25 protein-coding genes are annotated in these 25,443 nt (G+C 60.9%); 8 read left to right on the top strand and 17 right to left on the bottom strand.

The window, feature by feature from the left end; all coding sequences use genetic code 11:
• Positions 1–79: 79 nt before the first annotated feature.
• From ACN0Q0_RS03105 to cobU, 3 genes are all read right to left on the bottom strand, one after another.
• Positions 80–766, bottom strand: a complete 687-nt coding sequence (locus ACN0Q0_RS03105; protein WP_417241884.1) for a glutathione S-transferase — start codon at positions 764–766, stop codon at positions 80–82.
• 75 nt (positions 767–841) lie between these two features.
• Entirely contained in the window at positions 842–1,417 is a 576-nt protein-coding gene (locus tag ACN0Q0_RS03100) for a histidine phosphatase family protein (RefSeq protein WP_417241883.1), read from the bottom strand.
• Complete coding sequence (cobU, locus tag ACN0Q0_RS03095) at positions 1,414–1,947, bottom strand: bifunctional adenosylcobinamide kinase/adenosylcobinamide-phosphate guanylyltransferase (protein ID WP_417241882.1); 534 nt, start codon at positions 1,945–1,947, stop codon at positions 1,414–1,416. Before cobU ends, ACN0Q0_RS03100 begins: the two co-directional genes overlap by 4 nt.
• 124 nt (positions 1,948–2,071) lie before the next feature.
• Here cobU and ACN0Q0_RS03090 point away from each other — a divergent pair, with 124 nt between their 5' ends.
• The 5 genes from ACN0Q0_RS03090 (at position 2,072) to ACN0Q0_RS03070 (ending at position 7,847) form a co-directional block, all read left to right on the top strand.
• Positions 2,072–2,953 (top strand): RNA polymerase factor sigma-32, encoded by an 882-nt coding sequence (locus ACN0Q0_RS03090; protein ID WP_417241881.1) that lies wholly within the window; start codon positions 2,072–2,074, stop codon positions 2,951–2,953.
• A 92-nt stretch (positions 2,954–3,045) separates the two neighbouring features.
• Positions 3,046–4,239, top strand: coding sequence for a bifunctional phosphopantothenoylcysteine decarboxylase/phosphopantothenate--cysteine ligase CoaBC (gene coaBC / locus ACN0Q0_RS03085; protein WP_417241880.1), 1,194 nt, complete (start codon positions 3,046–3,048; stop codon positions 4,237–4,239).
• A gap of 37 nt (positions 4,240–4,276) precedes the next feature.
• Positions 4,277–4,744: a dUTP diphosphatase gene (dut, locus tag ACN0Q0_RS03080; RefSeq protein WP_417241976.1), complete on the top strand. Its 468-nt coding sequence runs from the start codon at positions 4,277–4,279 to the stop codon at positions 4,742–4,744.
• A 9-nt stretch (positions 4,745–4,753) separates the two neighbouring features.
• The gene (locus ACN0Q0_RS03075) at positions 4,754–5,773 is read left to right on the top strand and encodes a HesA/MoeB/ThiF family protein (RefSeq protein WP_417241879.1); all 1,020 of its coding nucleotides are present in this window, start codon (positions 4,754–4,756) and stop codon (positions 5,771–5,773) included.
• Positions 5,774–5,825: 52 nt separating this feature from the next.
• Positions 5,826–7,847, top strand: a complete 2,022-nt coding sequence (locus tag ACN0Q0_RS03070) for a M3 family metallopeptidase (protein ID WP_417241878.1) — start codon at positions 5,826–5,828, stop codon at positions 7,845–7,847.
• A 23-nt stretch (positions 7,848–7,870) separates the two neighbouring features.
• Here the strand turns inward: ACN0Q0_RS03070 and ACN0Q0_RS03065 are convergent, their stop codons facing one another.
• Genes ACN0Q0_RS03065 through ACN0Q0_RS03055 form a run of 3 tightly spaced genes read right to left on the bottom strand, consistent with a single transcriptional unit; the run spans position 7,871 to position 10,379 of the window.
• Entirely contained in the window at positions 7,871–8,749 is an 879-nt protein-coding gene (locus ACN0Q0_RS03065; RefSeq protein WP_417241975.1) for a cation diffusion facilitator family transporter, read from the bottom strand.
• A 28-nt stretch (positions 8,750–8,777) separates the two neighbouring features.
• A complete protein-coding gene (locus ACN0Q0_RS03060; protein ID WP_417241877.1) occupies positions 8,778–9,770 on the bottom strand; it encodes a hypothetical protein in 993 nt (330 codons plus the stop codon).
• A 6-nt stretch (positions 9,771–9,776) separates the two neighbouring features.
• Entirely contained in the window at positions 9,777–10,379 is a 603-nt protein-coding gene (locus ACN0Q0_RS03055) for an SH3 domain-containing protein (RefSeq protein WP_417241876.1), read from the bottom strand.
• A 270-nt stretch (positions 10,380–10,649) separates the two neighbouring features.
• On the opposite strand from ACN0Q0_RS03055, the gene ACN0Q0_RS03050 reads away from it, so the two are divergent.
• Together ACN0Q0_RS03050 and ACN0Q0_RS03045 are read left to right on the top strand one after the other, a co-directional pair.
• Positions 10,650–11,636, top strand: coding sequence for a 2-hydroxyacid dehydrogenase (locus ACN0Q0_RS03050; protein ID WP_417241875.1), 987 nt, complete (start codon positions 10,650–10,652; stop codon positions 11,634–11,636).
• Positions 11,637–11,716: 80 nt separating this feature from the next.
• Positions 11,717–11,923, top strand: coding sequence for a CsbD family protein (locus ACN0Q0_RS03045; RefSeq protein WP_417241874.1), 207 nt, complete (start codon positions 11,717–11,719; stop codon positions 11,921–11,923).
• 63 nt (positions 11,924–11,986) lie between these two features.
• On the opposite strand, the gene ACN0Q0_RS03040 is transcribed toward ACN0Q0_RS03045, so the two are convergent.
• The 3 genes from ACN0Q0_RS03040 to panC all read right to left on the bottom strand — a co-directional run bounded on the left by ACN0Q0_RS03040 (position 11,987) and on the right by panC (position 14,684).
• Positions 11,987–12,901, bottom strand: coding sequence for a pirin family protein (locus tag ACN0Q0_RS03040; RefSeq protein ID WP_417241873.1), 915 nt, complete (start codon positions 12,899–12,901; stop codon positions 11,987–11,989).
• A gap of 102 nt (positions 12,902–13,003) precedes the next feature.
• Positions 13,004–13,825 carry a 3-methyl-2-oxobutanoate hydroxymethyltransferase gene (gene panB, locus ACN0Q0_RS03035; protein WP_417241872.1) on the bottom strand — a complete coding sequence of 274 codons (822 nt, stop codon included), beginning with the start codon at positions 13,823–13,825 and terminating at the stop codon, positions 13,004–13,006.
• 10 nt (positions 13,826–13,835) lie between these two features.
• Positions 13,836–14,684 carry a pantoate--beta-alanine ligase gene (gene panC / locus ACN0Q0_RS03030; RefSeq protein WP_417241871.1) on the bottom strand — a complete coding sequence of 283 codons (849 nt, stop codon included), beginning with the start codon at positions 14,682–14,684 and terminating at the stop codon, positions 13,836–13,838.
• A 189-nt stretch (positions 14,685–14,873) separates the two neighbouring features.
• Between panC and ACN0Q0_RS03025 the strand changes: the two genes are divergently transcribed.
• On the top strand, positions 14,874–15,230 hold the full coding sequence (locus ACN0Q0_RS03025; RefSeq protein WP_417241870.1) for a hypothetical protein: 357 nt from the start codon (positions 14,874–14,876) through the stop codon (positions 15,228–15,230).
• Between the two features lie 76 nt (positions 15,231–15,306).
• Here ACN0Q0_RS03025 and ACN0Q0_RS03020 read toward each other — a convergent pair whose 3' ends face one another.
• The 8 genes from ACN0Q0_RS03020 to ACN0Q0_RS02985 all read right to left on the bottom strand — a co-directional run bounded on the left by ACN0Q0_RS03020 (position 15,307) and on the right by ACN0Q0_RS02985 (position 25,188).
• Positions 15,307–15,642, bottom strand: a complete 336-nt coding sequence (locus ACN0Q0_RS03020; protein WP_417241869.1) for a carboxymuconolactone decarboxylase family protein — start codon at positions 15,640–15,642, stop codon at positions 15,307–15,309.
• Positions 15,643–15,949: 307 nt separating this feature from the next.
• The gene (locus ACN0Q0_RS03015) at positions 15,950–17,023 is read right to left on the bottom strand and encodes a BMP family ABC transporter substrate-binding protein (protein WP_417241868.1); all 1,074 of its coding nucleotides are present in this window, start codon (positions 17,021–17,023) and stop codon (positions 15,950–15,952) included.
• A gap of 49 nt (positions 17,024–17,072) precedes the next feature.
• Positions 17,073–17,999 (bottom strand): ABC transporter permease, encoded by a 927-nt coding sequence (locus ACN0Q0_RS03010; RefSeq protein WP_417241867.1) that lies wholly within the window; start codon positions 17,997–17,999, stop codon positions 17,073–17,075.
• Positions 17,999–19,084: an ABC transporter permease gene (locus tag ACN0Q0_RS03005; RefSeq protein ID WP_417241866.1), complete on the bottom strand. Its 1,086-nt coding sequence runs from the start codon at positions 19,082–19,084 to the stop codon at positions 17,999–18,001. The genes ACN0Q0_RS03010 and ACN0Q0_RS03005 overlap by 1 nt, the downstream gene beginning before the upstream one ends.
• Entirely contained in the window at positions 19,081–20,595 is a 1,515-nt protein-coding gene (locus ACN0Q0_RS03000; RefSeq protein WP_417241865.1) for an ABC transporter ATP-binding protein, read from the bottom strand. Before ACN0Q0_RS03000 ends, ACN0Q0_RS03005 begins: the two co-directional genes overlap by 4 nt.
• Positions 20,592–21,530, bottom strand: a complete 939-nt coding sequence (xdhC, locus tag ACN0Q0_RS02995; protein WP_417241864.1) for a xanthine dehydrogenase accessory protein XdhC — start codon at positions 21,528–21,530, stop codon at positions 20,592–20,594. The genes ACN0Q0_RS03000 and xdhC overlap by 4 nt, the downstream gene beginning before the upstream one ends.
• A complete protein-coding gene (gene xdhB, locus ACN0Q0_RS02990; protein WP_417241863.1) occupies positions 21,527–23,833 on the bottom strand; it encodes a xanthine dehydrogenase molybdopterin binding subunit in 2,307 nt (768 codons plus the stop codon). The genes xdhC and xdhB overlap by 4 nt, the downstream gene beginning before the upstream one ends.
• Positions 23,830–25,188, bottom strand: coding sequence for a xanthine dehydrogenase small subunit (locus ACN0Q0_RS02985; protein WP_417241862.1), 1,359 nt, complete (start codon positions 25,186–25,188; stop codon positions 23,830–23,832). The genes xdhB and ACN0Q0_RS02985 overlap by 4 nt, the downstream gene beginning before the upstream one ends.
• Positions 25,189–25,443: the final 255 nt, after the last annotated feature.

Genomic DNA, 25,443 nt, shown 5'->3' with positions numbered 1-25,443 from the left:
ACCTCCCGTTAAAGCCTCTTAACCTTTCTTACCCGCCTAAAGCGACTTGGTTAGGAAGTGGTTAACGGGAGCGCTGACGTCAGTCGGCTACGGGCCAGTCTTCGGTGGGCAAGCCAAGGTCATAGGGCATCGGGTCATAGGTGACCTCCAACCCCTCGCGGCGCCATTTGCGAAAGGCGGGATCATTGAGATGCGCCATCGCATAGGCGCGAAGGCGGTCGGAGACGGGCAAGTCATAGCCGACAATCCGTGCCGCGACAGGGGCATAAAACGCATCCGCGGCACAGTATGCGCCAAACAGCCACGGCCCGTCGCCGCCAAAGCGGTCCATCGCGCGGCCAAGCAAATCATCAATGCGTGCAAGGTCCGCGTTTACTGCATCGCTCGGGGTGAACCCTTTCATCACATGGATAAGTTGCATGCTGCAATCATTGCGCAGCGCACCAAATCCGGCGTGCATTTCACCGACAAGCCACCGTGCATAGCTACGCGCTTCGGCGTCTTCGGGCCAAAGACCGGCATCGGGGTGGCGCTCTGCGAGGGTTTCGGCAATGGCCGATGTTTCGCCCACAACCCACCCTTCAGGCGTGCGCAGCGTTGGCACGAGGCGCGCAGGGGCAAGGGCGGCCATCTCGGTCGACATCGTTCCCGCGTATAGCCCAAGCATATGTTCGGAGTAGGGAATTCCGAAATTCTCCAACAGGAGCCAACCGCGCAGACTCCAGCTTGAAAAGGATTTATCGCCAATAAACAGATCGTAAGACATATGAAACTCCTGTGCGTTATCGGGCTACGCTACGGGGTTTTTACAAATCACAAAACCGAATAATCGAGATACATTTCATTCAGGGAAGTGATTGATCCGGGCCGCCTCCCATCCGCCTGTTTTCCAGTCGGTTTTGCGGTGGATGACGGTGAGGGACAGCGGTGCGATTTCATGGCCAAGCGTCTCATAGGGCGAGCAGGTCAGCGCCTTTTGCAACAGCGACAGGATCACGCCCATATGTGCGACCACGATCACATCGCCCGTAAGCGCATCCACGGCACTTGCCACCCGTGCCGAGAGGGTGTTCCAACTTTCGCCATCGGGCGGTGCGGTATCGCCGGGGGTCTCGAACACTGTGCGGGCAAGTGCGCCATCGCGGGATTCGATTTCGGCCCATGTCAGGCCTTCCCACGCGCCGAAATAGGTTTCGCGCAGGCGTGGATCATGGGGCAGGCGCGGCCTTTGTCCCTGAATGGCATCCGCCGTTTTGACCGCCCGCGACAGGTCTGACGAGATGACCGGCGCGTGGGGCAGGGCGGCGGCGAGGCGTGCAATTTTATCCGTCTCGGACAGATCGGCGGGAACATCCGTCCACCCGACAAAGCGTTTGGCATGGGTCGGCCCGTGGCGCACAAGGTAGAGGTGGCTCATCCGAGTGCCTCGGGCCGCGGACCTTTGAGCATGAATGGCAGGCCCGCCATAACGCCGATCACCGTTCCCGCGGTGTCGGCCAATTGGCGGTTGAGTGTGCCTTGGGCGATGCGGAACCGGCGCGACAGGGCGTTGTCCGGCACGATCCCTTGGCCGACCTCGTTAGAGACGATGACGACCCGTGCGGGGGTGTCACGCAGCGCAGCCAGTAGCGTCCGGGTCTGCGCAGCCAGATCGTGTCCGGCCAACAGATGGTTGGTGAGCCACAACGTCGCGCAATCAAACAGTACGATCTGATCCGGCTGTGCCGCGCGGATCACCCGCGCCGCGTCAAACGGTTCCTCGATGGTGGTCCAGTCTGTGCCGCGCTCGGTGCGGTGGCGATCAACCTTTGTGCGCATCTCGTCGTCAAAGCACTGCGCAGAGGCCAGGTACACGCGATCTAACGCGCTGTGAAAGCATAGCTTTTCCGCGATGTTCGATTTTCCGGAAGAGGCTCCGCCGAGCACAAGGGTGAGGGTTGCGCACATATTTTTGAAACTTTCTGTCATCCGTATGCGTTAGCGTTTCGTAACAGGACTATCAAATGCCCGCAATGAGGCCTCCCGATGAGACCTTCATCAGCCGTGGCATAGCCAACCTGGGAGTTTCACAATGGCCCTCGATATCACTGCGCAGGATCAACGTTTTTCACGCCGCGCGATGAAGGCGGAGATGCTCGACGCCGACACGGAACGCGACCTTGCGATTGCATGGCGTGATCATCGTGACGAGGCCGCATTGCACCGCCTGATCAGTGCCTACATGCGGCTCGCTATTTCGCAAGCTGCAAAATTCAAACGCTACGGTGCGCCGATGAATGACCTGATCCAGGAGGCGGGATTGGGGTTGATGAAGGCCGCCGACAAATTCGACCCCGATCGGGGCGTGCGGTTTTCGACCTATGCGGTGTGGTGGATCAAAGCCTCGGTACAAGATTACGTGATGCGCAACTGGAGCCTTGTGCGAACGGGGTCCACTTCGTCACAAAAGTCGCTGTTTTTCAATATGCGCCGCGTTCAGGCGCGGTTCGAGCGCGAGGCGTCCACCCAAGGTGAGCGCCTTGATCGCGACCAGTTGCACCAAAAAATCGCGATGGAGCTTGGTGTACCGCTGCGTGATGTCGATATGATGAACGGGCGCCTGTCGGGGTCTGATTTTTCGCTCAATGCGCAGCAATCGGGCGAGGATGAAGGCCGCGAATGGATCGACACCTTGGCCGATGACGGTGAAACCACGGCGGAGATGGTGGGCGAGGCCCATGACCAGATGCAGCTCAAAGGGTGGATCACGGACGCCATGAATGGCCTGAGCGAACGCGAACGGTTGATCCTGCGCGAGCGTAAACTGGCTGATGATCCGCGCACATTGGAAAGCCTTGGCGATGAATTGTCGCTGTCCAAAGAGCGCGTGCGCCAGTTGGAGGTCGCGGCCTTTGGCAAGATGCGCAAGTCGCTTGAACAGCATGGTGAGGCGCTGCAGTCTTTGCTGCATTAAGGTCGCGCGGATCGGCCGCGCATGTCCGCCAAGTCCTTGTTTTTCGGCACTGGCCCGCTTACACCTTTGTCCATTGGCCAAGGGGGTTCATCATGCTGCACGGCAAGACCATTCTGCTCATTATCGGCGGCGGGATCGCCGCGTTTAAATCGCTCGATCTGATCCGGCGGATGCGCGATGAGGGCGCGCGGGTTGTGCCTGTGCTCACCAAAGCGGCCGAAGAGTTTGTGACGCCGCTGTCAGTGTCCGCCCTGTCCGCCGAGAAAACCTATCGCGACCTGTTCGACCTGACCGATGAGGCCGAGATGGGCCACATCGAACTATCCCGTGCCGCCGATCTGGTTGTGGTTGCCCCCGCCACCGCCGATCTGGTGGGCAAAATGGCCAGTGGTCTGGCCAATGATCTGGCATCCACCCTGTTGATGGCGACGGACAAACGCGTGCTGATTGCGCCGTCGATGAACGTGCGGATGTGGCATCACCCCGCCTGTCAGCGCAATGTGGCCACGCTCGCCTCCGACGGTATTTTGTGTGTCGGTCCGGATGAGGGCAATATGGCTTGCGGTGAATTCGGCCTTGGCCGTATGGCCGAGGTGAGCGACATTATTGCCGCCGCATCCGCCGCGCTTTCGGGTGGCCCGCTCAAGGGCAAACATATCCTTGTCACCTCTGGTCCGACCCATGAGCCGATTGATCCCGTGCGCTACATCGCCAACCGGTCGTCGGGGGCGCAAGGCACGGCGATTGCGGCTGCTCTGCGTGATCTCGGGGCGCGTGTGACCTTTGTCACGGGACCCGCCGATGTGGCCCCGCCCGCGGGCGTCACCGTCGTTGCGGTCGAGACCGCGCGTGAGATGAAAGAGGCGGTTGAGGCGGCCTTGCCGGCGGATGCGGCCGTGTTCGCCGCCGCTGTTGCCGATTGGCGTGTGGCCGCGCAAAGCGGATCAAAGATCAAGAAAAAAGACGGGGCCTTGCCTGTTCTGGAATTTGCGGAAAACCCCGATATTCTCGCGGCTGTGAGCCAGATGACAGCGGGGCGCCCGCCGCTTGTTGTGGGGTTCGCTGCCGAGACGGATCAGGTGTTGGAAAACGCCACAGCCAAGCGGGTGCGCAAAGGCTGCGACTGGATTGTGGCCAATGATGTCCGTCCCGAAACAGGCATTATGGGCGGCGCGGACAACGCGGTCACCTTGATCTCGGGGACGGGTGCGGACGTCTGGCCGCGTATGGGCAAGGCCGAGGTGGCGCAAAAACTGGCGCTTCGGATTGCGGATGAAATCGCCTGAGCAAAGGATTTCAGGCATAGTGAAAGAGAGCAATGCGATGGGCGTTCCCGTTAAAATCCAATGGCTTGATGATGCCGACCGCACGGTGGCTCTTCCTGCCTACGAAACGGCGCAAGCGGCGGGGGCGGACCTTCGGGCGAATTTGCCCGAAGCGGTTCGGGCCTCGGGGATCGTGATCGATGCAGGGGCGCGGACCCTGATCCCGACCGGGATGAGAATGGAGATCCCTGTCGGTTTCGAGGTGCAGATCCGCCCCCGCTCGGGATTGGCGCTCAAACACGGCATCACGCTTGCCAATGCCCCCGGTACGATTGACGCGGACTACCGCGGGCCTGTGGGTGTGATTTTGATCAACCACGGCACCGCGGCGTTCACCGTGGCGCATGGCGACCGCATCGCCCAGATGGTTGTGGCCCCCGTGGTGCAGGCGGCGTTCGACGTGGTGGATGACCTCAGTGCGACAGTGCGCGGCGATGGGGGGTTTGGCTCCACGGGGCGCAGGTAAGGAACGGTTATGACGGTTTTTCTGCTTCTTGCGGCTTGTCTTTGGGGTATCGGGGCGCTGACGGGTGCGCCGTCCCGCGCCCGATGGGCGATGATCGGTGTGCTTTACGCCGCGGTGCTTCTGGCCGTGATGATTGCGCCCGCGAGCAACCCGTTCGGGGGGGCGTTCGGGGAATGGGCGCTGCTTGGTGGCGGGGCAATTGTGGTCATCGGATATCGGTTCGGCCTGTCGAAATTGCGTGCGCGTGTGCCGCAAAACGACCCCGGAACGCCGGAAACAGGCCCGTTTCGCGAGGCCGAACTGGAACGCTACATGCGCCATATCATCCTGCGCGACATTGGCGGAACAGGTCAGAAAAAGCTCAAAGAGGCGAAGGTTCTGGTGATCGGAGCGGGCGGACTTGGTTCGCCCGTGTTGCAATATCTCGCGGCCAGTGGTGTCGGGACGATCGGGGTGATCGACGACGATGTGGTCGATGCCTCGAACCTGCAACGCCAGGTGATTCACACCGACGCGAGTCTTGGCATGCCCAAGGTGTTTTCTGCCGAAATGGCAATGACGGCGCAAAACCCCTTTGTCGAGGTGCGCCCCTATAACCGGCGTTTGGATGAGGACAGCGGGGCCGTGGTTGCGGAGTACGATCTCGTGCTTGACGGCTCCGACAATTTTGCCACGCGCTATCTCGTGAACCGCCTTTGTGCCGCGCATCAGACGCCGTTGATCGCCGCCGCGATTACCCAGTGGGAAGGCCAGATCAGCACCTATAACAGCGATGCCACGGCCCCGTGTTATCAATGTGTGTTTCCCCAACCGCCCGCCGCAAACATGGTTCCGACCTGTTCCGAGGCAGGGGTTGCCGCACCCTTGCCCGGGGTGCTTGGCACCATGATGGCGATGGAAGCGATCAAGCATATCACGGGTGCGGGACAGGGCCTGTCGGGGCGTTTGGTCATCCACGACGCGCTTTACGCGGAAACACGGGTGATTTCCGTGAAAAAGCGGGCCGATTGTCCGATTTGTGGCGGCTGACACTTTTCCTTTACCTGCGCCGCACATAGCTTGTCTCTCAAAGGAGACACGCATGACCAACCCGCTTCTCGACCCTTGGGATCCCCCGTTCGATTTGCCGCCGTTTGCGCAGATTGAGGATGCCCATTTCCAACCCGCATTCGACACCGCCCTTGCCGAGGGGCACGCCGCGATCCGTGCCATCGCGGACAATCCCGAGCCGCCCACGTTTGCCAATACGATCGAGGCGATGGAGCAGGCCGAGGATGCGCTGAGCCGTGTGCTCGGGGTGTTTTACAATCTCGCAGGGGCCGACAGCAACGATGCCCGTCAGGCGTTGCAGCGTGTTTTTTCGCCCGCTTTAGCCGAGTATTCGACCCAAATCACCCAAAATGCCGCGCTTTTTGCCCGTATCGAGGCGCTTTGGGAGGCGCGTGACACGCTTGCCCTCGACGCCGAACAGGCGCGGGTTTTGATGCTGACGCGGCGGTCGTTTGTGCGCTCTGGCGCGAAACTCGAAGGCGCGGACAAGGCCCGTATGGCAGAGATTTCGTCACGTCTGGCGACACTTGGCACCGAATTCACACAGCGTCTGTTGGCCGATGAGGCGGAATGGTTTCTGGAATTATCCGAGGCGGATCTGGACGGATTGCCCGCCTTTGTCGTCGATGCCGCACGCGCGGCGGGTGAGGAAAAGGCGCTGTCTGGTCCTTGCCTGACCACGTCGCGTTCGTTGATTTCGCCGTTTTTGCAATTCTCGCCGCGTCGCGACCTGCGCGAAAAGGCGTTTCATGCGTGGACGTCACGCGGGGCGCGCGGGGGCAAAAACGACACCCGTGCAATCGCCGCCGAGACGCTGAAGCTGCGCGAAGAGCGTGCTGCGCTTTTGGGCTATGACAGTTTTGCCGATTTCAAACTCGAAACCGAAATGGCCAAGACACCCGATGCGGTGCGCGGGTTGTTGATGCAGGTCTGGACCCCCGCTAAACAGGCCGCCGAACGTGATGCGCGTCTTTTGGAAACCATGCTGCACGCGGACGGGTTCGAGGGACCGTTGGAGCCGTGGGACTGGCGCTATTATTCCGCCCGTCGCCGCAAGGCCGAGCATGATCTCGATGAGGCGGAGTTAAAGCCCTATCTGCAACTGGATCGCATGATCGAGGCGTCCTTTACCTGCGCCACGCGCCTGTTCGGGTTGCAGTTCGAGGCGCTCGATGTGCCGCTGTATCACGGTGATGTACGGGCGTGGAATGTGACGCGCGATGGCAAACATCTCGCGGTCTTTATCGGCGACTATTTCGCGCGTGGATCAAAGCGGTCCGGTGCGTGGTGTTCGGCGATGCGCAGCCAGAAAAAGCTTGGCGCCCCCGTGGCGCCGATCGTTGTCAATGTGTGCAATTTTGCCAAAGCACCCAAAGGGCAACCCAATTTACTGTCCTACGATGATGCGCGCACATTGTTCCACGAGTTCGGACATGCGCTACATCAAATGCTGTCGGATGTGACCTACGAGTCTATTTCCGGCACTTCGGTGGCGCGTGATTTCGTCGAGCTTCCGTCGCAACTGTACGAGCACTGGTTGGAGGTTCCTGCCGTGCTTGAGGAGTTTGCAACGCACGCCGAGACAGGCGAGGCGATGCCCGCCGATATGCTGGCGCGGCTGTTGGCGGCCCAGACCTATGATCAGGGGTTTGCAACGGTCGAATATGTGGCTTCGGCGCTTGTCGACCTTGATTTCCATGACGGGGCCGCCCCCGCCGATCCGATGCAGGCACAGGCCGAAATATTGGAGCGGATCGGCATGCCGCACGCGATTACCATGCGCCACGCCACGCCGCATTTCGCCCATGTGTTTTCTGGGGATGGCTATGCCTCGGGCTACTACAGTTACATGTGGTCGGAGGTGATGGATGCCGATGCTTTCGAGGCTTTTGATGAGAACGGCGCGTTTGATCCTGTGACGGCGAAAAGCCTTGAGGACAACATCCTGTCACGTGGTGGATCAAGCGACCCTGAGGCGCTTTACACCGCGTTTCGTGGACGGATGCCGGGTGTCGGCGCGCTGCTCAAAGGGCGCGGTCTGGTCGAGGGCTAGGACGTAAAATCGGGCGAGGCGGTTCAATCTGCCTCGCCTGTCACATCCTTGTGGATGATGACATCGGCGCGCGGGTAGGCATCGAGAATGGCGCGTTTTAGGCCTGCAGAAATGGCATGGGCCTCGCGCAGGGTTTGATCTCCGTTCACCTCGATATGCACGTGGACAAAGGGCTTTGACCCCGCCATGCGCGTCTTTAGGTCATGGAAATCGTCAACGCCGTCAAAGTTGCGGGTGATCCGTTCGAGGTCGTCCACGATGTCTTGGGGTGCGGAGCGATCCATGAGGGCGTCCCATGCCCCCTTGCCAATCTGTAGCGCGCCAAAGGCAAGCATCCCCGCGGCGCCCAAGGCGACCACACTGTCGATCATGGTGAGCCCGAATGCGGCGGAGGCCATGAGGGCGATGATTGCGCCGATGTTGGGGACGAGGTCGCCGAGGTAATGCAGGCTGTCGGCAGCGACAACTTTGGACCCCGTGGCCTGTGCAACGCGGCGTTGCCACAGTACGAGAGCGACAGTGAGCGCAATGGAGAATACCATCACCGCGATGCCTTCGGCCTCCTGTCCGACCTGTACGGGGGCGGGCGACAACAGGCGGCGCAGTGCCGAGACGGCGATAACACCGCTCGAGATCAGGATGAAGACGGATTGACCGAGGGCGGCGAGGTCTTCGGCAGAGGTATGGCCGAACCTGTGGTCGTCATCGGGGGGGCGGGCGGCGTAGTAGATGGCCATCAAGCCGCCGAGCGCCATCATCAGGTCCATTGCACTATCGGCAAGGGAAGCCCCGATGGAGAGCGCGGATGTTTGGGACAATGCCCACAGTTTGGCGATCACCAATATCGCGGCGACGCTCACGGAGGCGATGCCTGCGGAGAGGTTTAATCTATTGTCTGTCATCATCCGTAGTGTCGCGCTTTTCGAGCGGTCAGTTCAACATCAATTTGTCGCGGATGCGCGCCCACGCGCGGGCGGCGAAATCGTCCTTGGCGGGTTCGAGGCAATTGCGGGCGAGGAACCAATGGAAATAGCCGGCGTAGTCGAAGTCGCGCATCGTTTCGGCCCCGTGGGTCAGGGCGGCACTCAGATCGTCGGTGGTTCGGGGGGTGAGGGTGGCGTGCCAGTAATCGGATTTGGCGCAGGTTGCGACCGGTTTGCGCTGCATCAGTGCCTCGAACCCCGTTGACGAGTTTTGGGTGATGACCATGGCCGAGGCTTTGATAAGATCATGGACCGAGGCGTCTATCACCTTGACGTTGGGCAGGGTGGCGGCGATGTCCATCACCCGCAATCGGGCCTGCTTTGATTGAAGCGGGTGCGGTTTGACGTAGACGAAGGAGGTGGGATCATGCGCAGACGCGGTGCGGATCATTTGTTCGGTGGTCAGGTAGTGGCGGCGCGGCGTGCGGTGTTCGATCCCCTGACAGAATACCACCGCCGATGCGGGGGCGAGGGGCGCCGCCAGACGCGGTTCCTGCCATAGTTTCGAGACGTTTTGCGTCAACATGTAGCTGCTCACGCCATTGTTGAAATAGTCGGCCTGTTCGCGGTCGACATCGGCGGCGGAAAATGCGGCGAACCGCAATGAGCTTTCCCATCCGAAGCCAAGTTCGTCGAGATACCAGAATCCCCAAATATACGAGGGGTGCGCGTGCAGGATGGTCGGGCCAAACATTGCGGGGCCGCCCACAATAATGTGCAGGTGGGGACTTTGCAAAAGTGTCTGGCTGGTGCGGCTGTTGCCCTCGACAAGGTGGACACGCATGGCGCGGGCGTCCAGTTGCGCGGACAGTTTGACGAAAAAATCGTGCTTTGACCGGGTGATTGCGTCAAACCAACTGCCATAGGCATGGATGACAACCGATTTCAGCCCTGCGGGAATATTGCGGGCGGCAAGGGGAGATGTCAGGTGCTCTATCATCACCGGCTATTCTAGGATCTCGTCGTCGTAAACGCCCCAAAGGCCCGATTTGAGCACCCACCCTTTGTAGCCCCCCGCACTCGCTTCGCACCACGAGATGTTGCATTCGAGCAGCTTGAGGATTGCGCCTTTTTCCGCATGGGCGGACAGGCGGCTTGCGCTGTCTGGTTTGCGGTACAGATCGACGGTGTCGTTTGTCACGATTGCGGTGCGCACGCCCGAGATCAGCGTGTAGTGAATCCACCCCGTCGCGTCCTCGTTGTCGCGCACGCGCCGCCAGTGGCCGTATTCCGCGATCACCTCGAACGGGTAACCGCGTTGCTTGAACACCCAATCGATACGGTGGCTCAGGGACGGACCCCGCCGCAAGTTGGCATTGTTGGCCTTGAGCGAAACAAATCGTGGCAGCGGCAGGTTGGTCACTGTGCCACGGTCCGTTTGGGGTTCGGCGGGGGCTGCGGTGACGTCGTTCGGCTTTGCTTGAGGCTGTGTTTGCGGGGTGCTTTGGGTGTCTTGCTCCACGGTTGTGGCCGTGGTCGCGGCCTCTTGGGCGGAGGCCTGTCCGGTGAGGACCAGTGCAATCAACGCGGCCAATAGTGCATATTGCACCACACACCCCTTGATGCGGCGACGCGTCGGCTTTGTGTCTTGTGGATGCTGCGTGTTCTTTTTCAAGGACACTGTGTTCAACCCCTGCATTTCCACCCTCATGGCCTCAAAAGCACTTATTACGATCGTGTATAACAATAAAAGGCGCGCGCCCGTTGGTCGGGCGTCTTACCATCACGTTGTTATCGGATACCCCTTGCCCAGATGCAATGCTGTTTGCACAATGGGGGTCAGCAACGGCGTCTCCATTGACGCCACGAAGGAGCAAAAATGCCGGACAAACGTCCCAAGGTCATCGTCACCCGCCGCCTTCCTGTCGCGGTCGAGACGCGGATGCGTGAACTGTTTGATGTGCGATTGAGCGAGACGGATCAAAAGATGTCGCGCGCGGCCTTAATTGACGCGATGCGCGAGGCGGATGTGATCGTCCCCTGTGTCACCGACCGCATTGATGCGCAAATGTTGGACGCTGCGGGGGGGCGGTTGAAGCTGATCGCCAACTATGGCGCGGGGGTTGATCATATTGATGTGGTGGGCGCCCATGCCCGTGGCGTGCTTGTGTCCAACACCCCGGGTGTGATGACCGAAGACACCGCCGACATGGCGTTGGGGCTGATCCTTGCCGTGACGCGGCGGATGCCCGAGGGGATGAAGTTCATGCAGTCGGGGGAGTGGGGCGGATGGGCGCCCACGGCCTTTATGGGACAACGTATTGGCGGTAAATCACTCGGCATTCTGGGCATGGGCCGGATCGGACGGGCCTTGGCGCGGCGTGCGTCGGCGTTTGGCATGTCGGTGCATTATCACAATCGTACGCGGCTACATCCGGCCACGGAAGCGGATTACAAGGCACAGTGGTGGGACAGTCTCGATCAGATGTTGGCGCGGGTCGATGTGGTATCGGTCAACTGCCCCCATACGCCCGCCACGTTCCATTTGATCAATGAACGGCGCCTCAAGTTGATGAAGCCCTCCGCCGTGATCGTCAACACGTCCCGTGGCGAGGTCATCGACGAGAATGCGCTCACCCGTGCGCTGCGCCGTGGCGAGATTGGCGGGGCGGGGCTCGATGTGTTCGAGCACGGCAACCAGATCAACCCGCGTTTGCGTGAATTGCCCAACGTTGTGTTGTTGCCGCACATGGGGTCGGCCACGGTCGAGGGGCGTGTGGAAATGGGTGAAAAGGTGCTGCTCAATATCTACACCTTTGCCGATGGCCACCGCCCGCCTGATATGGTCGTTCCCGACATGATTTGAGGTTTTCGGGAACCTTTCATGCCCCTGAATGCGTTGTCTCTACAGATACGAAACGCATTTTGCACGAAAGGACGATCATTATGTCTTGGGATATTATCGAAGGAAAATGGAAACAATTCAAAGGTAAAGCCCGCGAGGAATGGGGCGAGTTGACCGATGACGAACTGGATCAGGCCGAGGGCGACCGTCAACAACTCGAAGGCTTGTTGCAAGAAAAGTACGGCAAGACCAAAGCCGAGGCGAAAGAGGCCGTGGACAGTTTTGCGGCCCGCGTGTCGAGTATGTAATCGGGTCTGGTGCGACACATAAGCGGAGCCGACCGGCTCCGCTTTTTGCTGTGTGGATCGGGGTCAGTCGCGCTGATCTTTGATGAACGTGCCGTTGTTGAGGTCTTGCATCGCTTGGTGCAATTCGGCACGGGTATTCATCACGATCGGGCCGTGCCACGCCACAGGTTCCTTGATCGGCTGACCGGAAATAAGCAAGAACCGCACACCCTCGGGACCAGAGCGCACCACAACCTCGTCGCCCGTGTCAAAGTTGACCAAGGTACGGTTGCCCGACAGGTCACGGATGTTGATTTCCTCTCCCGCGACCTCTTTTTCGACGCGCACGCCATACGGGTCGGAGGCATCGCGAAAGCTGCCCGCGCCCGCAAACACATAGGCAAATGTATTGGCGTAGGTGTCGACAGGCAGACGTTTGGTGGTGTTGGGCGGCACGCTCACATCAAGGTAGAGCGGATCGGCGGCAATGCCGTCCACAGGGCCGCGCTTGCCCCAAAAACTGCCCGTTACGATTTTCACGCGGGTGCCGTCATCGTCGATGATGTCGGGAATGTCGGAGCCCTGGATGTCTTGATACCGCGGCGCGGTCATCTTGAGCGCGGAGGGCAGGTTGGCCCATAGTTGGAACCCGTGCATCTGGCCGTTGGCGTTCCCGCGCGGCATCTCTTGGTGCATGATGCCGGATCCGGCGGTCATCCATTGCACCGAGCCTGCGCCCAACACGCCGCGATTGCCAAGGCTGTCGCCGTGTTCGACTTCGCCGTCGAGCACATAGGTGATTGTCTCGATGCCGCGGTGCGGATGCCACGGAAACCCCTTGTCGAACTTCGCAGGGTCATCGTTGCGAAAGTCGTCAAAGAGCAAAAACGGATCAAACTCGCGGGGCTTGTGAAAGCCGAACGCGCGGTACAGGTGAACGCCCGCACCCTCGAGGGTCGCTTCGGCGAGGCTTTCTGATTTTACAGGGCGGAATGTCATAGCGCGCCTCCTTTTCTGTTCCCTATATGGGAGTGTTCGGTGGCGCGCGTAAACACCGCTTTGCGAAGGGCTTTTGTGCGCAGCCGCGCAGAGGCCTCCGGTTTATGTTTTGTTGTTATAGACGTTGTCGGGACCGGGGAAGGCGCGGGATTTTACGTCGTCTGCGTACTGCGCCACGGCGTCCTCAATGGCGGGGCCAAGTGCGCCATATTTTTTGACAAACTTCGGGACCCACGGGTTGAGGCCAAGCATATCTTCGAGCACCAAAATCTGCCCGTCACAATTTTTGGACGCGCCAATTCCGATTGTCGGAATGTCGACGGCTGCGGTGATTTGATCTGCGAGCGGCTCCACGACACCCTCGACGACCACGGCAAAGGCACCGGCCTCGGCGACGGCCTTGGCATCGGCGATGTGCATGTTCCACGTGTCCTCATCGCGGCCTTGGGTTTTGAACCCGCCCATGACGTTGGTGGATTGGGGCGTGAGGCCGATGTGGGCCATCACGGGGATGCCACGCTCTACGAGGAATTTGATGGTCTCGGCCATGCGGGCGCCGCCTTCGAGTTTGACCGCCTGACACTGGGTCTCTTTCATGATCAGCGCGGCGTTGCGAAACGCCATATTGGGGCTTTCCTCATAGGTGCCGAACGGCATGTCGACGACGATCAGCGCCCGTTTGGTGCCGCGGACAACGGCACGTCCGTGCATGACCATCAGGTCGAGCGGCACACCAACGGTGCTTTCCATGCCGTGCATCACCATCCCGAGGCTGTCACCGACGAGGATGAAATCGGCATGTTTGTCGACAATCGCCGCTGTGTGTGCGTGATAGGAGGTCAGGGAGACAATCGGCTCGCCGCCTTTGCGATCACGGATTTGCGGGACGGTGATGCGGCGGATCATTTCGTTTTGGGCTGACATATCTGGCTCCTTAGCTCGGGTCGGCGACGCGTTGGTCGATCAGTAGCACATCGCCGAAACGCACGGCGAGAAGAATGACCGCAGGGGCCGAAATCTGTCCCTCGACCGGCTCTAACGTTGCGGCGTCACGCACATCGACGGTTTCGATTTTGGCGCGGGGTTCTTTTTCGATAAAGGTGCGGATCGAGGATTCGAGGTCGGCAGCGGTGCGCCCGTCCGAGGCCTCGTAATCGCCGAATGCCAGAGCCTTGTTGAGGATGAGGGCGGCTTGACGGTCCTCGGCGCTTAGCCGCACATTGCGGCTCGACATGGCCAATCCGTCGACCTCGCGTACGGTTGGCACGCCGTTGATGCCCACGGGAATGTCCAGATCGCGCACCATCGTGCGAATAACCAGAAGTTGTTGATAGTCTTTCTCGCCAAAGAATGCCTCGTCCGCACCCACAATGTTGAACAGTTTGGTGACGACCGTACACACGCCTTTGTAGTGATCGGGTCGCAGGGCGCCCATCAGCATGTGTTCCAACCGTTCGGTTACAACCGTGGTCTGTTTGTGCGGGTGATACATCTCGTCAACGTCGGGGCAGAATACCGCATCCACGCCCTCAGCCTCAAGCAGCGCAAAATCGCGGGCCTCGTCGCGCGGGTAGGCGTCGAGGTCGGCACTGTCGCCAAACTGGGTCGGATTCACAAAGATCGTTACAACAACGCGGTCGCATTTGGCCTTTGCGGCGCGTACGAGTGTCATATGCCCGTCATGCAAGAATCCCATGGTTGGCACCAACCCGACCACGTCGCCGCCGGATTTGAACCCTGTGACGGCTGCGCGGATTTCGGCCTTTGTGCGGCAAATTTTCATATGGACGGCTCCCTCGTCATTCGGCCCACAGATTAGCGCCCATGCGGCAGCGCGGCAAGGCGCCTGCGCCCCCGCTCGCCGCAAGACGGGTCAGCCGTTGTGAACCAACAAAGACCATCGAGGCTTCAAACTTTTGCCCGATTTCGATGTGAGGTTAGAGCCGGATATTTTAAAGATGTGGATTGTCTTATGGCGTCATTGGGTAAAGTGTTTGCGGTTGCTGTTTTGGTCACAGGCTTGGGTGCGATCGGGTTTGTCGGAGTTGAGTACTCCAAAATGTCGGGCGGATTTGCGCAGGCCGGAGAGGATCATCAGGCCGCAGCGCAGATGACCGTGACGGATGCGGATGGTGCATTTGCGGCGGCGCAGGACGCTACGCAAAAGGCGGGATTTTTTGCCCGTTTCAAATCCAGCGAGGACGAAGGCACCGAGATTGCGCAGGTTCCGACCGAAGAGATTCTCACGATCGAATGCAACCAACGCGGCGCGCGTAAAAGCTGTAGCGTGACGCGAGAGGTCGAAGAGATTGAAGAGGTTGCTGAATAGCTGACCTGAATTTACGACTGAAAAAACGCGCCAACGGTTCTGCCGTGGCGCGTTTTCCTTTGGCGTGTGTCCGGCGTTATGCCGTTAATTCATCCCATGCTTCCAATGCTTTAGCGGCGTACATCAACACCGGACCTCCGCCCATCTGGACGCACATGGCGAGCATCTCGGCCAGTTCCTCGCGTGTTGCACCTTGCTTGGCCAAGGCTTCGACGTGAAAGCCGACACAGGGTTCACACCGCACGCCGATGGCGATGGACAGGGCCACCATTTCCTTGGTCTTGCCGTCCAACAGGTCGCCTTCCATCGCGGCCTGCGACATCGCCCCGAACCCTTTGGGGATGTTGCGGTTGGCTTTGTTGAGGCTGCGCAGCGCATCGCGCATGGTTTCGTTTTTTTCGGCCCAGTTCATTGAGGAAACTCCTTTGTCCGCATGACTTGTTTGCGCCACCATGCGCATGGCGCGGGGGGCGGGGCTTTGATCTTTGTCAAAAATATTCGATATTTTGAATAAGTTGACGTCGGCGCGGGCGGAGGCGTTCTGCCGTCATCATATTGCGGCTTGGGCCTATGCCGTCCGGTCCCGTCCGGCGGGGGCGCAGGCCGTAAAACCGCCAGTTCAATAGAAAAAGGGCCCGTCGTAAAACGGGCCCTGATCGCGTGTCGGACATGTGTCGGACCTTTGTCGGACCCTTGTCGGGCCGCGACCGAGGTGCGGCTTATTGTGGGATGTCGCCTGTCAGGCCTTCCACAAAGAACGACATGCCGGCGAGTGTGCCATCGTCGGCCACTTCGCCCTCGGCAAGCCACGGTGTCCCGTCTTGCTTGTTGAGCGGGCCGGTGAACGGGTGGTAGGTGCCCGCCGCGATGGCGTCACGCATGGCTTCGGCTTCGGCTTTGACGTCCGCGGGAACCGCGTCGGTGATCTCGCCAATGCCGACCATGCCGGTGGAAATGCCGTCCCATGTCATCACGCTCTCCCATGTGCCATCCATGACGGCTTGGGTGCGGGCGATGTAGTAGGGCGCCCAGTTGTCGATGATGGAGGACACGCGGGGGGATGGCGCATACTCATACATGTCGGAGGCTTGACCAAATCCGATCACGCCGCCTGCATCGCGGGCTGCGGCGAGGGGAGCAGTGGAGTCGGTGTGTTGCAAAATCACGTCCGCGCCCTGTTCGATAAGCGCTTTGGCGGCGTCTGCTTCTTTGGCGGGGTTCATCCACTCAAAGATCCAGATGACTTTGAACTCGACATCGGGGTTCACTTTTTTGGCGTGGATGTAGGCGGAGTTGATGCCGCGCACAACTTCGGGGATCGGCACGGAGGCGATGTAACCGACGATGTTGGATTTGGTCATCTTGCCCGCGATGTGGCCCTGAATTGCGCGACCCTCATAGAAGCGTGCGGAATAGGTGCCAACGTTGTCGGCGGTTTTGTAGCCTGTTGCGTGTTCGAATTTCACGTCCGGAAATTTTTCGGCCACGTTGATGGTCGGATCCATGAACCCGAAGGAGGTGGTGAAAATCAGGTCGGTGCCGGTCAGCGCCATCTGGGTCATCACGCGCTCGGCATCGGGGCCTTCGGGAACGTTTTCAACGAAGACTGTTTCAACGCTGTCCCCGAAGTGCTCTTCGAGCAGGAGGCGGCCATGATCGTGACCTTGGGTCCAGCCGCCATCGTTGACGGGGCCAACGTAGACAAAGCCGACTTTGGTTTTTTCATCATCAGCCACGGCAGCACCGGCAAGGCCAAGAGCCAAGGCGGTCGAGGCAAGAAGTGTTTTGAACATATGGTGTTCTCCCAGGTGTTATGGGGCCGCAGCCCCGTTGATGTCCGCCCTAGCGGGCTTCGAAAATACGTCCGAGCATGGCGGGACCGCTGATCCCTCCCTTACTGCGGGCGGAAATGGCAACAAGCACCACGATGGTGGCGATAAAGGGCGACATGGACAAGAGTTCCACGGGAACCTTGGCACCGGCCGCCTGAAGGTTGAGCTGTAACACGGTAATGCCGCCAAAGAGGTAGGCACCGATCAGGACGCGCAACGGGCGCCATGAGGCGAACACGACGATGGCCAATGCAATCCATCCGATCCCCGCGGTGATCCCGTCGGTCCACTGCGGCACGCGGATGAGCGAAATATAGGCCCCGCCCAGTCCCGCCATCGCGCCGCCAAAGCCGATGGCGCAAAAGCGCACGAGGCGCACTTTGTACCCGAGCGCGTGGGCGGCGGTATGGTTTTCGCCGACCGCCCGCAAGATGAGGCCCGCACGGGTGAATTTGAGCACGGCCCAGACGGCGAGGACGGCAAGCAGGCTAAAGTACACCATCGCGTCGTGTTGGAACATAATCGGACCGATAACGGGAATATCCTGTAGCACGGGGACCGGCATCTCGGGTGTGCGTGGCGACTGGACGCCGACGTAGTTCTGACCGAGCATCGAGGCCAACCCGACACCGATGAGCGTGAGGGCAAGCCCTGCGGGGACCTGGGTGGCGAGGAAGAACTGTGTCACAATACCAAAGAGCATGGACAAAAGTGCGCCGCCCGCCGCCGCCGCGATAAACCCGACCAGTGGCGATCCGCTTTCCACCGAGGCGATAAAGCCGCACACGGCGCCGGTGATCATCATGCCCTCGACGCCGAGGTTCAGTACGCCTGATTTCTCCACGACCATCTCGCCGAGCGCGGCAAGCAAGATCGGGGTCGAGGCGACCATGAGGGAGGCCAGAAGAACGACAGGGTTGATTGATCCGAAATCCATCACGCGACCTCCGTCTTTTTGAGAACGATGCGGTAATTGACGAAAATATCCATCGCGAGGAGGATCATCAGCAACATGCCCTGAAACACCTGGATCGAGGCGGAGGGTAGCCCGAGCATGAATTGTGCAAGCTCGCCGCCGATAAAGGTCAGGGCAAGAAGCAGGCCCGCGAACAGGATGCCGACGGGGTGCAGGCGCCCCAGAAAGGCGACGATAATCGCGGTAAAACCGTAGCCCGCGTTAAAATCGATGGAGACCTGACCGGCCGGTCCCGTGACCTCGAACAGGCCGGCAAGGCCCGCGAGGGCGCCCGCGGTGCCAAGGCAGAATATGATCAGACGTGTCGCGTTGACGCCTGCAAATCCCGCCGCACGGGGGCTTTCTCCGGTCAGGCGGATTTGAAACCCGAGCATGTGTTTGTTGATCAAGACATAGGCGGCGACCACGGCGGCAAACGCGGCGATGACGCCCCAGTGTATTCCGGTCCCCGTGAAAAGTTCGGGGTTCGACATGGCGTCGATCTTGGACAGGTTCCGCGATCCGGGAAAGCCGTTGCCCTCGGGATTGCGCAGCCACGACAGCGAGGCGGAGGCCATGAGTTGTTCGGCCACATAGACAAGCATGAGGGACACGAGGATTTCATTGGTGTTGAACCGCGTCTTTAAAAGGGCGGGGATCATGGCCCATAAAAAACCGCCCAAGGCGCCCGCGATGACCATCAGGGGAAAGAGGAACCATGCGTCCAACGGGTAGAGGGCGAGGCCCACGGCAGCACCCGATAGCGCGCCCATGATGTATTGCCCTTCGGCGCCGATGTTCCAGATCCCCGCCTTGAACCCGAGCGACAGGCCGATGGCGATCAGGATCAGCGGACCGGCTTTGACGAGGAGTTGCGGCCGCGAATAGGCTGCGAATTGCTCGTGGAACAGCGGGTCCCAGAAAATCGTGCGGATCGCCTCGAACGGGTCCTTGCCCATCATTGCGAACAAGATCCCGCCAAGGATCATCGTGATCAACACGGCCAGAACGGGGGTGGCAAGGGTCCATAGTTTCGACGGCTGTGGCCGTTTGACGAGCGCAATCATATCTCTGCCACCTCCATGTCGTGGGCCCCGCCCATCATCAGGCCGATTTCCTCGACCGAGAGCCCCTTTGCCACGCGCGGCGGGCTGAGACGGCCCTCGTTGAGGGCGGCGAAATGGTCGGAGATTTCCATCAGCTCATCAAGGTCCTGACTGATGCAAATCACCGCCGCCCCTTTTTCGGCAAGGTCCAGAAGCGACTGGCGGATTTGCGCCGCGGCAGAGGCGTCAACGCCCCAAGTGGGTTGATTGACGACAAAGACTTTCGGGTCCTGAAGCACTTCGCGACCGATCACGAATTTCTGTAAATTCCCGCCCGACAAAGACCGCGCCGCCGAGGCAGGGCCCGGTGTGCGCACATCAAAGGCGGTGATGATGTCGCGCGTGAATGCTTCGGTCTTTTTCCAGTTGATAAAGCCGTTTTTCGACAGGTCCTTGCGGGTGTTGGCGGTCAAAAGCGCATTTTCGGTGAGGCTCATGTCGGGGGCTGCCGCGTGGCCGAGGCGCTCCTCGGGGGCGGCCAACAGGCCAAGGGCGCGGCGTGCGTTCGGCCCTGTGCGGCTGATGTCCTGTCCGTCAAGGATCACGCTGCCTTTGGCCGTTTTCGCCTCGCCGGACAGGACCGATAGCAATTCGTCCTGACCGTTGCCCGCGACCCCGCCGATGCCAAGAACCTCGCCGGCGCGCACGGACATCGCGACATCCTTGAGGCGTGTGCCGAACGGGTTGGCGGGGGCAAAACTGAGGTCGCGGACCTCAAGGCGGATTTCGCCCGTCTCGCCGCCTTCGCGGGTGGGGGTGTGTAGTGTTGCGCCGACCATCAGTTCGGCCATTTCGCGTGCTGTGGTGGCCTTTGGGTCGCATTCCCCCACGACTTTGCCCAAGCGCAGGATCGTGGCCTCGTCGCAGAGCGACCGGATTTCTTCGAGCTTGTGGGAGATATAGAGGATCGATGTGCCTTCGGACTGCAATTTGCGCAGCGTTGTGAACAAGATGTCCACCTCTTGCGGGGTCAGAACCGAGGTGGGTTCGTCCATGATCAACAGTTTGGGATCTTGCAACAGACAGCGGATGATTTCGACCCGTTGACGTTCCCCCGCGGACAAATCACCGACAATCCGGTCGGGGTCGAGCGGCAAGCCGTAGGTTTCGGACACCTCGCGGATCGCGCGGGCGAGTTCGCGCATTTTGGGCGGCTTTTCCATGCCCAAGGCCACGTTCTCGGCCACGTTCAAGGCTTCGAACAGGGAAAAATGCTGAAACACCATGGCCACGCCGGATGTGCGGGCGGCCTGTGGGCTGTTGGGGGTATAAGGCGCGCCACGCATGTGCATCGTGCCGCTGTCGGGTTTGACCAACCCGTAAATCATTTTGACGAGCGTGGATTTGCCCGCACCGTTTTCTCCCAACAGGGCATGCACTTCGCCTGCGCCAATTGTAAACGACACCGTGTCGTTTGCGACGACGCCCGGATAGGCTTTGGTCAGCCCGCTGATCTTGAGAAGGTCACTCACCCCGTGCGTTCCTCACCCGTGTTGTGTGCGATAGAATCTTTTTGTCCCGCCGGTGATAGTAGGCGGGCGGCAACCCCGACCGCAATGGCCTGTGGGTGTTTTCCAAGCTCGGGTTGCCCGATCGGGCAGCAAATCCGTGCAATTTCAGTGTCCAGATGCCCTAATGTGCGCAGTTTGCTACGAAAGCGTGCCCATTTCGTCTTTGATCCGATCAACCCGAGGTCCGCGAACCCGTGTCCCAAAAGCAGGTGACACAACTCGAGGTCGAGCGCATGGGAATAGGTGAGGATCACATGTTCGGCCCTTTCGGGGGCATGGCGCACGGCCCCGGCGGGGGTGGTGGCCACGAGGGGGGAGACGCCGTCGGGGACGTCAGCGGGAAACCGGTCGGCATGGGTGTCGACCCATGTGATGTCAAATGCCGGCAAGGGGGCCAGAGTGGTGACGATCGCACGGCCGACATGGCCCGCGCCCCAGACCCAGAGCGGGCGCGAGGCGGGGCGCACGGGCTCGATCATCCACCCGTCGATCAGGTCCGGCGGGGTGGTTCCCGTGGCGCGGGCCGTGGCGAGGGCGCGTGTCACGCCAAAGGGCATATCGCCCGGGCCGCGCGCAAACACATCCTCGGGGATCTGTGTCACATCGGTGAACACTTCGGTGAGCAAGGTCACCGCCCCGCCACAGCATTGTCCCATCGCGGGGCCAAGCGGGATGCGGGACAAACGCGGCGCTGTGAAGGCGGTTTTCGCCGCCTCGTATTCCAAGGCACCACCGCCGATGGTTCCCGACTGTGCAAGGTCGCCGTTTTCGTGCCAGACCAACATGGCCGCACCGGTTTCGCGCGGGACAGAGCCGTGTGTTTCGGCGATGACCACGCGGGCAACGGGGCCGTGTGTGGCGATGGCGCGGGCGAGGGCCGCGCGGTCAAAGCTCACGCGGGGACCTCCCCTGCCGCGCGGTTTATGGCGGCCCGCACTTCCTCTGGCGTGGCGGGGGCGTTGAGGGCGGGATAGTGCGGCCCGCAACTCGCCACTGCGTCCGACAGCGCGAGAAAGGTGGAGATGCCAAGCATAAAGGGCGGCTCGCCCACGGCCTTTGAGCGATAGATGGTGTCTTCGCGGTTGGGCGCGTCCCAGAGTGCGACGTTGAAAATGTCGGGCGCATCAGATGCGGTGGGGATTTTGTAGGTCGAGGGGGCATGGGTTTTGAGCGTGCCGTTCGCGTCCCATACCAGTTCCTCGGTGGTCAGCCATCCCGCCCCCTGGACAAATCCGCCCTCCACTTGGCCGATGTCGAGCGCGGGGTTCAGCGATGTGCCCGCGTCGTGCAGGATGTCCGTGCGCAGCATGCGGTTTTCGCCGGTGAGCGTGTCGAGCACCACCTCGGTCAGGGCAATCCCGTGGGCGAAATAGAGGAACGGGCGTCCGTGGCCCTTGATCCGGTCCCACTCGATTTTCGGGGTCTTGTAAAATCCCGTGGCCGAGAGGCTGATGCGGTTTTGATAGGCGAGGGAAATCACCTCCGCGAAGGCCATATCATACGCGCCAAACATCACCCTGTCGTCGCGCCACTCAAAAGCGGTTTCACCGAAGTGGTCGCTCAGGAACGCTTCCAGACGGGCGCGCAGGGTGTCACAGGCGGCTTTGACCGCCATGCCGTTGAGGTCCGAGCCGCTTGAGGCGGCGGTGGCCGAGGTGTTGGGCACTTTGGCGGTATCGGTCGCGGTGATTTTGACGCGGGCGGTGTTGACGCCAAACGCGGTGGCGGCCACTTGGGCGACCTTCTGGAACAATCCCTGTCCCATTTCGGTGCCGCCGTGGTTCATGCGAATGGAGCCGTCTTGGTAGATATGCACCAAAGCGCCCGCTTGGTTGAGGTGGGTCAGGGTGAACGAGATGCCGAATTTCACGGGGCTGATCCCGAGGCCTTTTTTCAGGATCGGATTGGCTGCGTTCCATGCGTCCACCGCGGCGCGGCGGGTTTTGTAACCGGCGCTGTCCAACAGGTTCGCCGTCATCGCGCCAAGGATGAAATCCTCGACCTCCTGACCATAGGGCGTGGTTTGGGTCGCAGGGGTGGCGACCTCTGGCGTGCCCATGTCGGCGTAATAGTTGCGGCGGCGAATGTCGGCGGGGTCGGTGCCAAGCGTATGCGCGATGTGGTCCATCACGCGCTCGATGCCAATCACGCCCTGAGGGCCGCCAAAGCCGCGATAGGCGGTGGCGCTTTGGGTATTGGTGCGCAAACGGTGGCTTTCAATGCGCACGTTGCGCAGGTGATAGGCGTTGTCGGCGTGCAACATGGCGCGGTCGGCCACGGGCAGGCTGAGATCCTGCGCCCACCCGCAACGGGTCATGTGGACGAACTCGATCCCCGTGATCGCGCCTGCGTCATCAAAGCCGCAGGAATAGCGGATGCGGAACTCGTGACGTTTGCCGGTGATGGTCATGTCGTCATCGCGGTCGTAGCGCATTTTACACGGTCGCCCCAGACGGGCGGCGGCGACAGCACAGGCGATGGCAAGCGCGTTGCCCTGACTTTCCTTGCCGCCAAAACCGCCGCCCATGCGGCGTGTCTCCACCCGTACGGCACTCATCGGCAGGTGCAGCGCATGGGCCACTTTGTGTTGGATTTCGGTGGGGTGTTGCGTCGAGGAATGCACCACCATGTCACCGTTGTCATCCGGGAACACGAGGGCGGCCTGCCCCTCGAGGTAAAAGTGTTCCTGTCCGCCGATCTCGAATGTCCCCTCGATGCGGTGGGGGGCTGCGGCGATGGCGGTGGCGGCGTCGCCTTTGGTGTAGATGCGCGGGCCGTCCTCAAAACGGGAATTGGCCGCAAGCGCGTCCTCATAGGACAGGATCGCGGGTTTGGGCGCATAGGTGATGTCGGCAAGGCGTGCGGCCTTGCGGGCGATCAGGTGCGATGTGGCCACGACCAGAAACACAGGTTGGCCGACGTAGTGGACCGTTCCCGTGGCCAAGAGCGGCTCGTCCCCCACGGAGGGCGAACAATCGGGCATCTCGTCGAAATCATCCGCCGACAGCACGGCCACGACCCCCGCAAGGGCGCGGACTTTATCAAGGTTGATTGCGGTGATGCCGGCGTGGGCCTCGGTCGACAGGCCAAAGGCCAGATGCAGCGTGTTGGCCGGTGTCGGAATGTCATCGACATAGCGCGCAGCACCCGTGACGTGCAGGCGGGCGGCATCGTGGGGGAGGGATGTTCCGACACTCATGGGCGCACCTCCAGAACGGATGTGGGCGCGCCGTGTGTCGTGCGCTCCATCAGGTAGCGCACCAACATGTTGCGGGCGCTGTTCAGGCGATAATCGGCGGAGGCGCGCATGTCGGACAGTGGTTGGAAATCCTGCGCAAAGGCGGGTAGGGCGGCGTCGATTGTCGTGCGGGTGAACGGTTGTCCGATGAGGGCGGCCTCAACGGCGCTGGCGCGTTTCGGGGTCGCGGCCATGCCACCAAAGGCGATGCGGGCGGCGGTGATGATGTCGTCCGCAACGGTGATGTTGAACGCGCCGCAGACGGCAGAAATATCCTGGTCGAACCGCTTGGACAATTTGTAGACGCGCAGGTCCGCGAGGCCCGATTTCGGCACGGTGATGCTCTCGACAAATTCCGAGGCTTGGCGGTCTTGTTTGCCATAGGCGACAAAGAAATCCTCAAGCGCGAGTGTGCGGCGGGTGTCGCCACGGCGCAGGGTCAGTGTCGCGTTCGCCGCAATCAGGGGCGGCGGGCTGTCCCCGATGGGCGAGCCGTTCGCGATATTGCCGCCAAGGGTCGCGGCGGTGCGCACCTGAACCGATGAAAACCGGCGGAACATCTCCGCAAGCGAGGGGCAATAGGGGGCGACGGCGGGGGCCAGATCGGCGATGGGGGTCATCGCGCCGATGGTCAGTTCGGTGTCGGTGTCGGTGAGGCCGACAAGATCTTTGACGCCGCCGAGGAAAATCACATCGTCGAGGTCCATCAGCCGCTTTGTAACCCATAGCCCGACATCCGTAGCGCCCGCGATCAGGGTGGCCTCGGGGTTGCGTGCATAGAGTGCGGCGAGCTCGTCGGATGTTTCGGGGCGCCCGGCCAGAGCCGGCACATCAAGCGGCGCGGGCGACAGGGGCGGGGCGGGCTGTGGTGCGGCCTTGTCGGCGGCCCGCAGAATGGGCGCATATCCGGTGCAGCGGCACAGGTTTCCGGCCAACGTATCGGCGTGGTTCGTCTCGCCCTTGGCGTGGGCGGTGGCGAGGGACATCACGATGCCCGGCGTGCAAAACCCGCATTGGCTGCCGTGCTCGTGAATCATCGCCTCCTGAACGGGGTGAAGGGTCCCGCCCTGTGACAATCCCTCAACCGTGGTGACGGATTTGCCGTGCAGTTGTGGCATGAACAGGATGCAGGCATTGAGCGCATGGGGGCCGCGTTCATCGTGCACCATGACGGTACATGCGCCGCAATCGCCCTCGTTGCAGCCCTCTTTGGTGCCTGTAAGCCCGCGCGTTTCGCGCAGGTGGTCAAGCAGGGTATGGGTGTGCGTTGTGTCGGTTCGGACAATCTCGCCATTGAGGCGGAACGTGATTTCCATCTGTCGGACCTGCCGCTGTCTTTTATAAAGGAGTCGCGCCCGATGCGGCGGAAAGCGCGGTCCGTTTCAGATAGAAGACCATCCCGAAGGCGGCGTTGGCAAGGGTTTGTGTGCCGGTTTCCCCTGTTATTTTTCCGGACAATCAAAATCCGGCGTGTTCGGGAGGCGGGTTTGTTTGCGTTTGCCAACCGGCACAGGGGCGCCAATGTCAGGGGGCTGCGTGCTTTTTGGGTTGGCCCGCCCCATGTGCTTGGG

The organism is Celeribacter sp. (assembly GCF_048259695.1).
In the GTDB taxonomy this organism is placed as follows: Bacteria; Pseudomonadota; Alphaproteobacteria; order Rhodobacterales; family Rhodobacteraceae; genus Celeribacter.
The sequence above is the reverse complement of the archived record's forward strand: the minus strand, read 5'-3'. Positions and strand labels throughout refer to the sequence as shown.

Coding starts and splice junctions, on each gene's coding strand:
- ACN0Q0_RS03005 (WP_417241866.1), bottom strand. CDS start 19,084: ATGATTGCGCTCGTCAAACGGCCACAGCCGTCGAAACTATGGACCCTT.
- xdhB (WP_417241863.1), bottom strand. CDS start 23,833: ATGAGTGTCGGAACATCCCTCCCCCACGATGCCGCCCGCCTGCACGTC.
- ACN0Q0_RS03010 (WP_417241867.1), bottom strand. CDS start 17,999: ATGGATTTCGGATCAATCAACCCTGTCGTTCTTCTGGCCTCCCTCATG.
- coaBC (WP_417241880.1), top strand. CDS start 3,046: ATGCTGCACGGCAAGACCATTCTGCTCATTATCGGCGGCGGGATCGCC.
- panC (WP_417241871.1), bottom strand. CDS start 14,684: ATGAAAATTTGCCGCACAAAGGCCGAAATCCGCGCAGCCGTCACAGGG.
- panB (WP_417241872.1), bottom strand. CDS start 13,825: ATGTCAGCCCAAAACGAAATGATCCGCCGCATCACCGTCCCGCAAATC.
- ACN0Q0_RS03045 (WP_417241874.1), top strand. CDS start 11,717: ATGTCTTGGGATATTATCGAAGGAAAATGGAAACAATTCAAAGGTAAA.
- ACN0Q0_RS03090 (WP_417241881.1), top strand. CDS start 2,072: ATGGCCCTCGATATCACTGCGCAGGATCAACGTTTTTCACGCCGCGCG.
- ACN0Q0_RS03105 (WP_417241884.1), bottom strand. CDS start 766: ATGTCTTACGATCTGTTTATTGGCGATAAATCCTTTTCAAGCTGGAGT.
- ACN0Q0_RS03050 (WP_417241875.1), top strand. CDS start 10,650: ATGCCGGACAAACGTCCCAAGGTCATCGTCACCCGCCGCCTTCCTGTC.
- ACN0Q0_RS03040 (WP_417241873.1), bottom strand. CDS start 12,901: ATGACATTCCGCCCTGTAAAATCAGAAAGCCTCGCCGAAGCGACCCTC.
- ACN0Q0_RS03065 (WP_417241975.1), bottom strand. CDS start 8,749: ATGACAGACAATAGATTAAACCTCTCCGCAGGCATCGCCTCCGTGAGC.
- ACN0Q0_RS03020 (WP_417241869.1), bottom strand. CDS start 15,642: ATGAACTGGGCCGAAAAAAACGAAACCATGCGCGATGCGCTGCGCAGC.
- ACN0Q0_RS03015 (WP_417241868.1), bottom strand. CDS start 17,023: ATGTTCAAAACACTTCTTGCCTCGACCGCCTTGGCTCTTGGCCTTGCC.
- ACN0Q0_RS02985 (WP_417241862.1), bottom strand. CDS start 25,188: ATGGAAATCACGTTCCGCCTCAATGGCGAGATTGTCCGAACCGACACA.
- ACN0Q0_RS03025 (WP_417241870.1), top strand. CDS start 14,874: ATGGCGTCATTGGGTAAAGTGTTTGCGGTTGCTGTTTTGGTCACAGGC.
- ACN0Q0_RS03070 (WP_417241878.1), top strand. CDS start 5,826: ATGACCAACCCGCTTCTCGACCCTTGGGATCCCCCGTTCGATTTGCCG.
- ACN0Q0_RS03060 (WP_417241877.1), bottom strand. CDS start 9,770: ATGATAGAGCACCTGACATCTCCCCTTGCCGCCCGCAATATTCCCGCA.
- dut (WP_417241976.1), top strand. CDS start 4,277: ATGGGCGTTCCCGTTAAAATCCAATGGCTTGATGATGCCGACCGCACG.
- ACN0Q0_RS03100 (WP_417241883.1), bottom strand. CDS start 1,417: ATGAGCCACCTCTACCTTGTGCGCCACGGGCCGACCCATGCCAAACGC.
- cobU (WP_417241882.1), bottom strand. CDS start 1,947: ATGTGCGCAACCCTCACCCTTGTGCTCGGCGGAGCCTCTTCCGGAAAA.
- ACN0Q0_RS03075 (WP_417241879.1), top strand. CDS start 4,754: ATGACGGTTTTTCTGCTTCTTGCGGCTTGTCTTTGGGGTATCGGGGCG.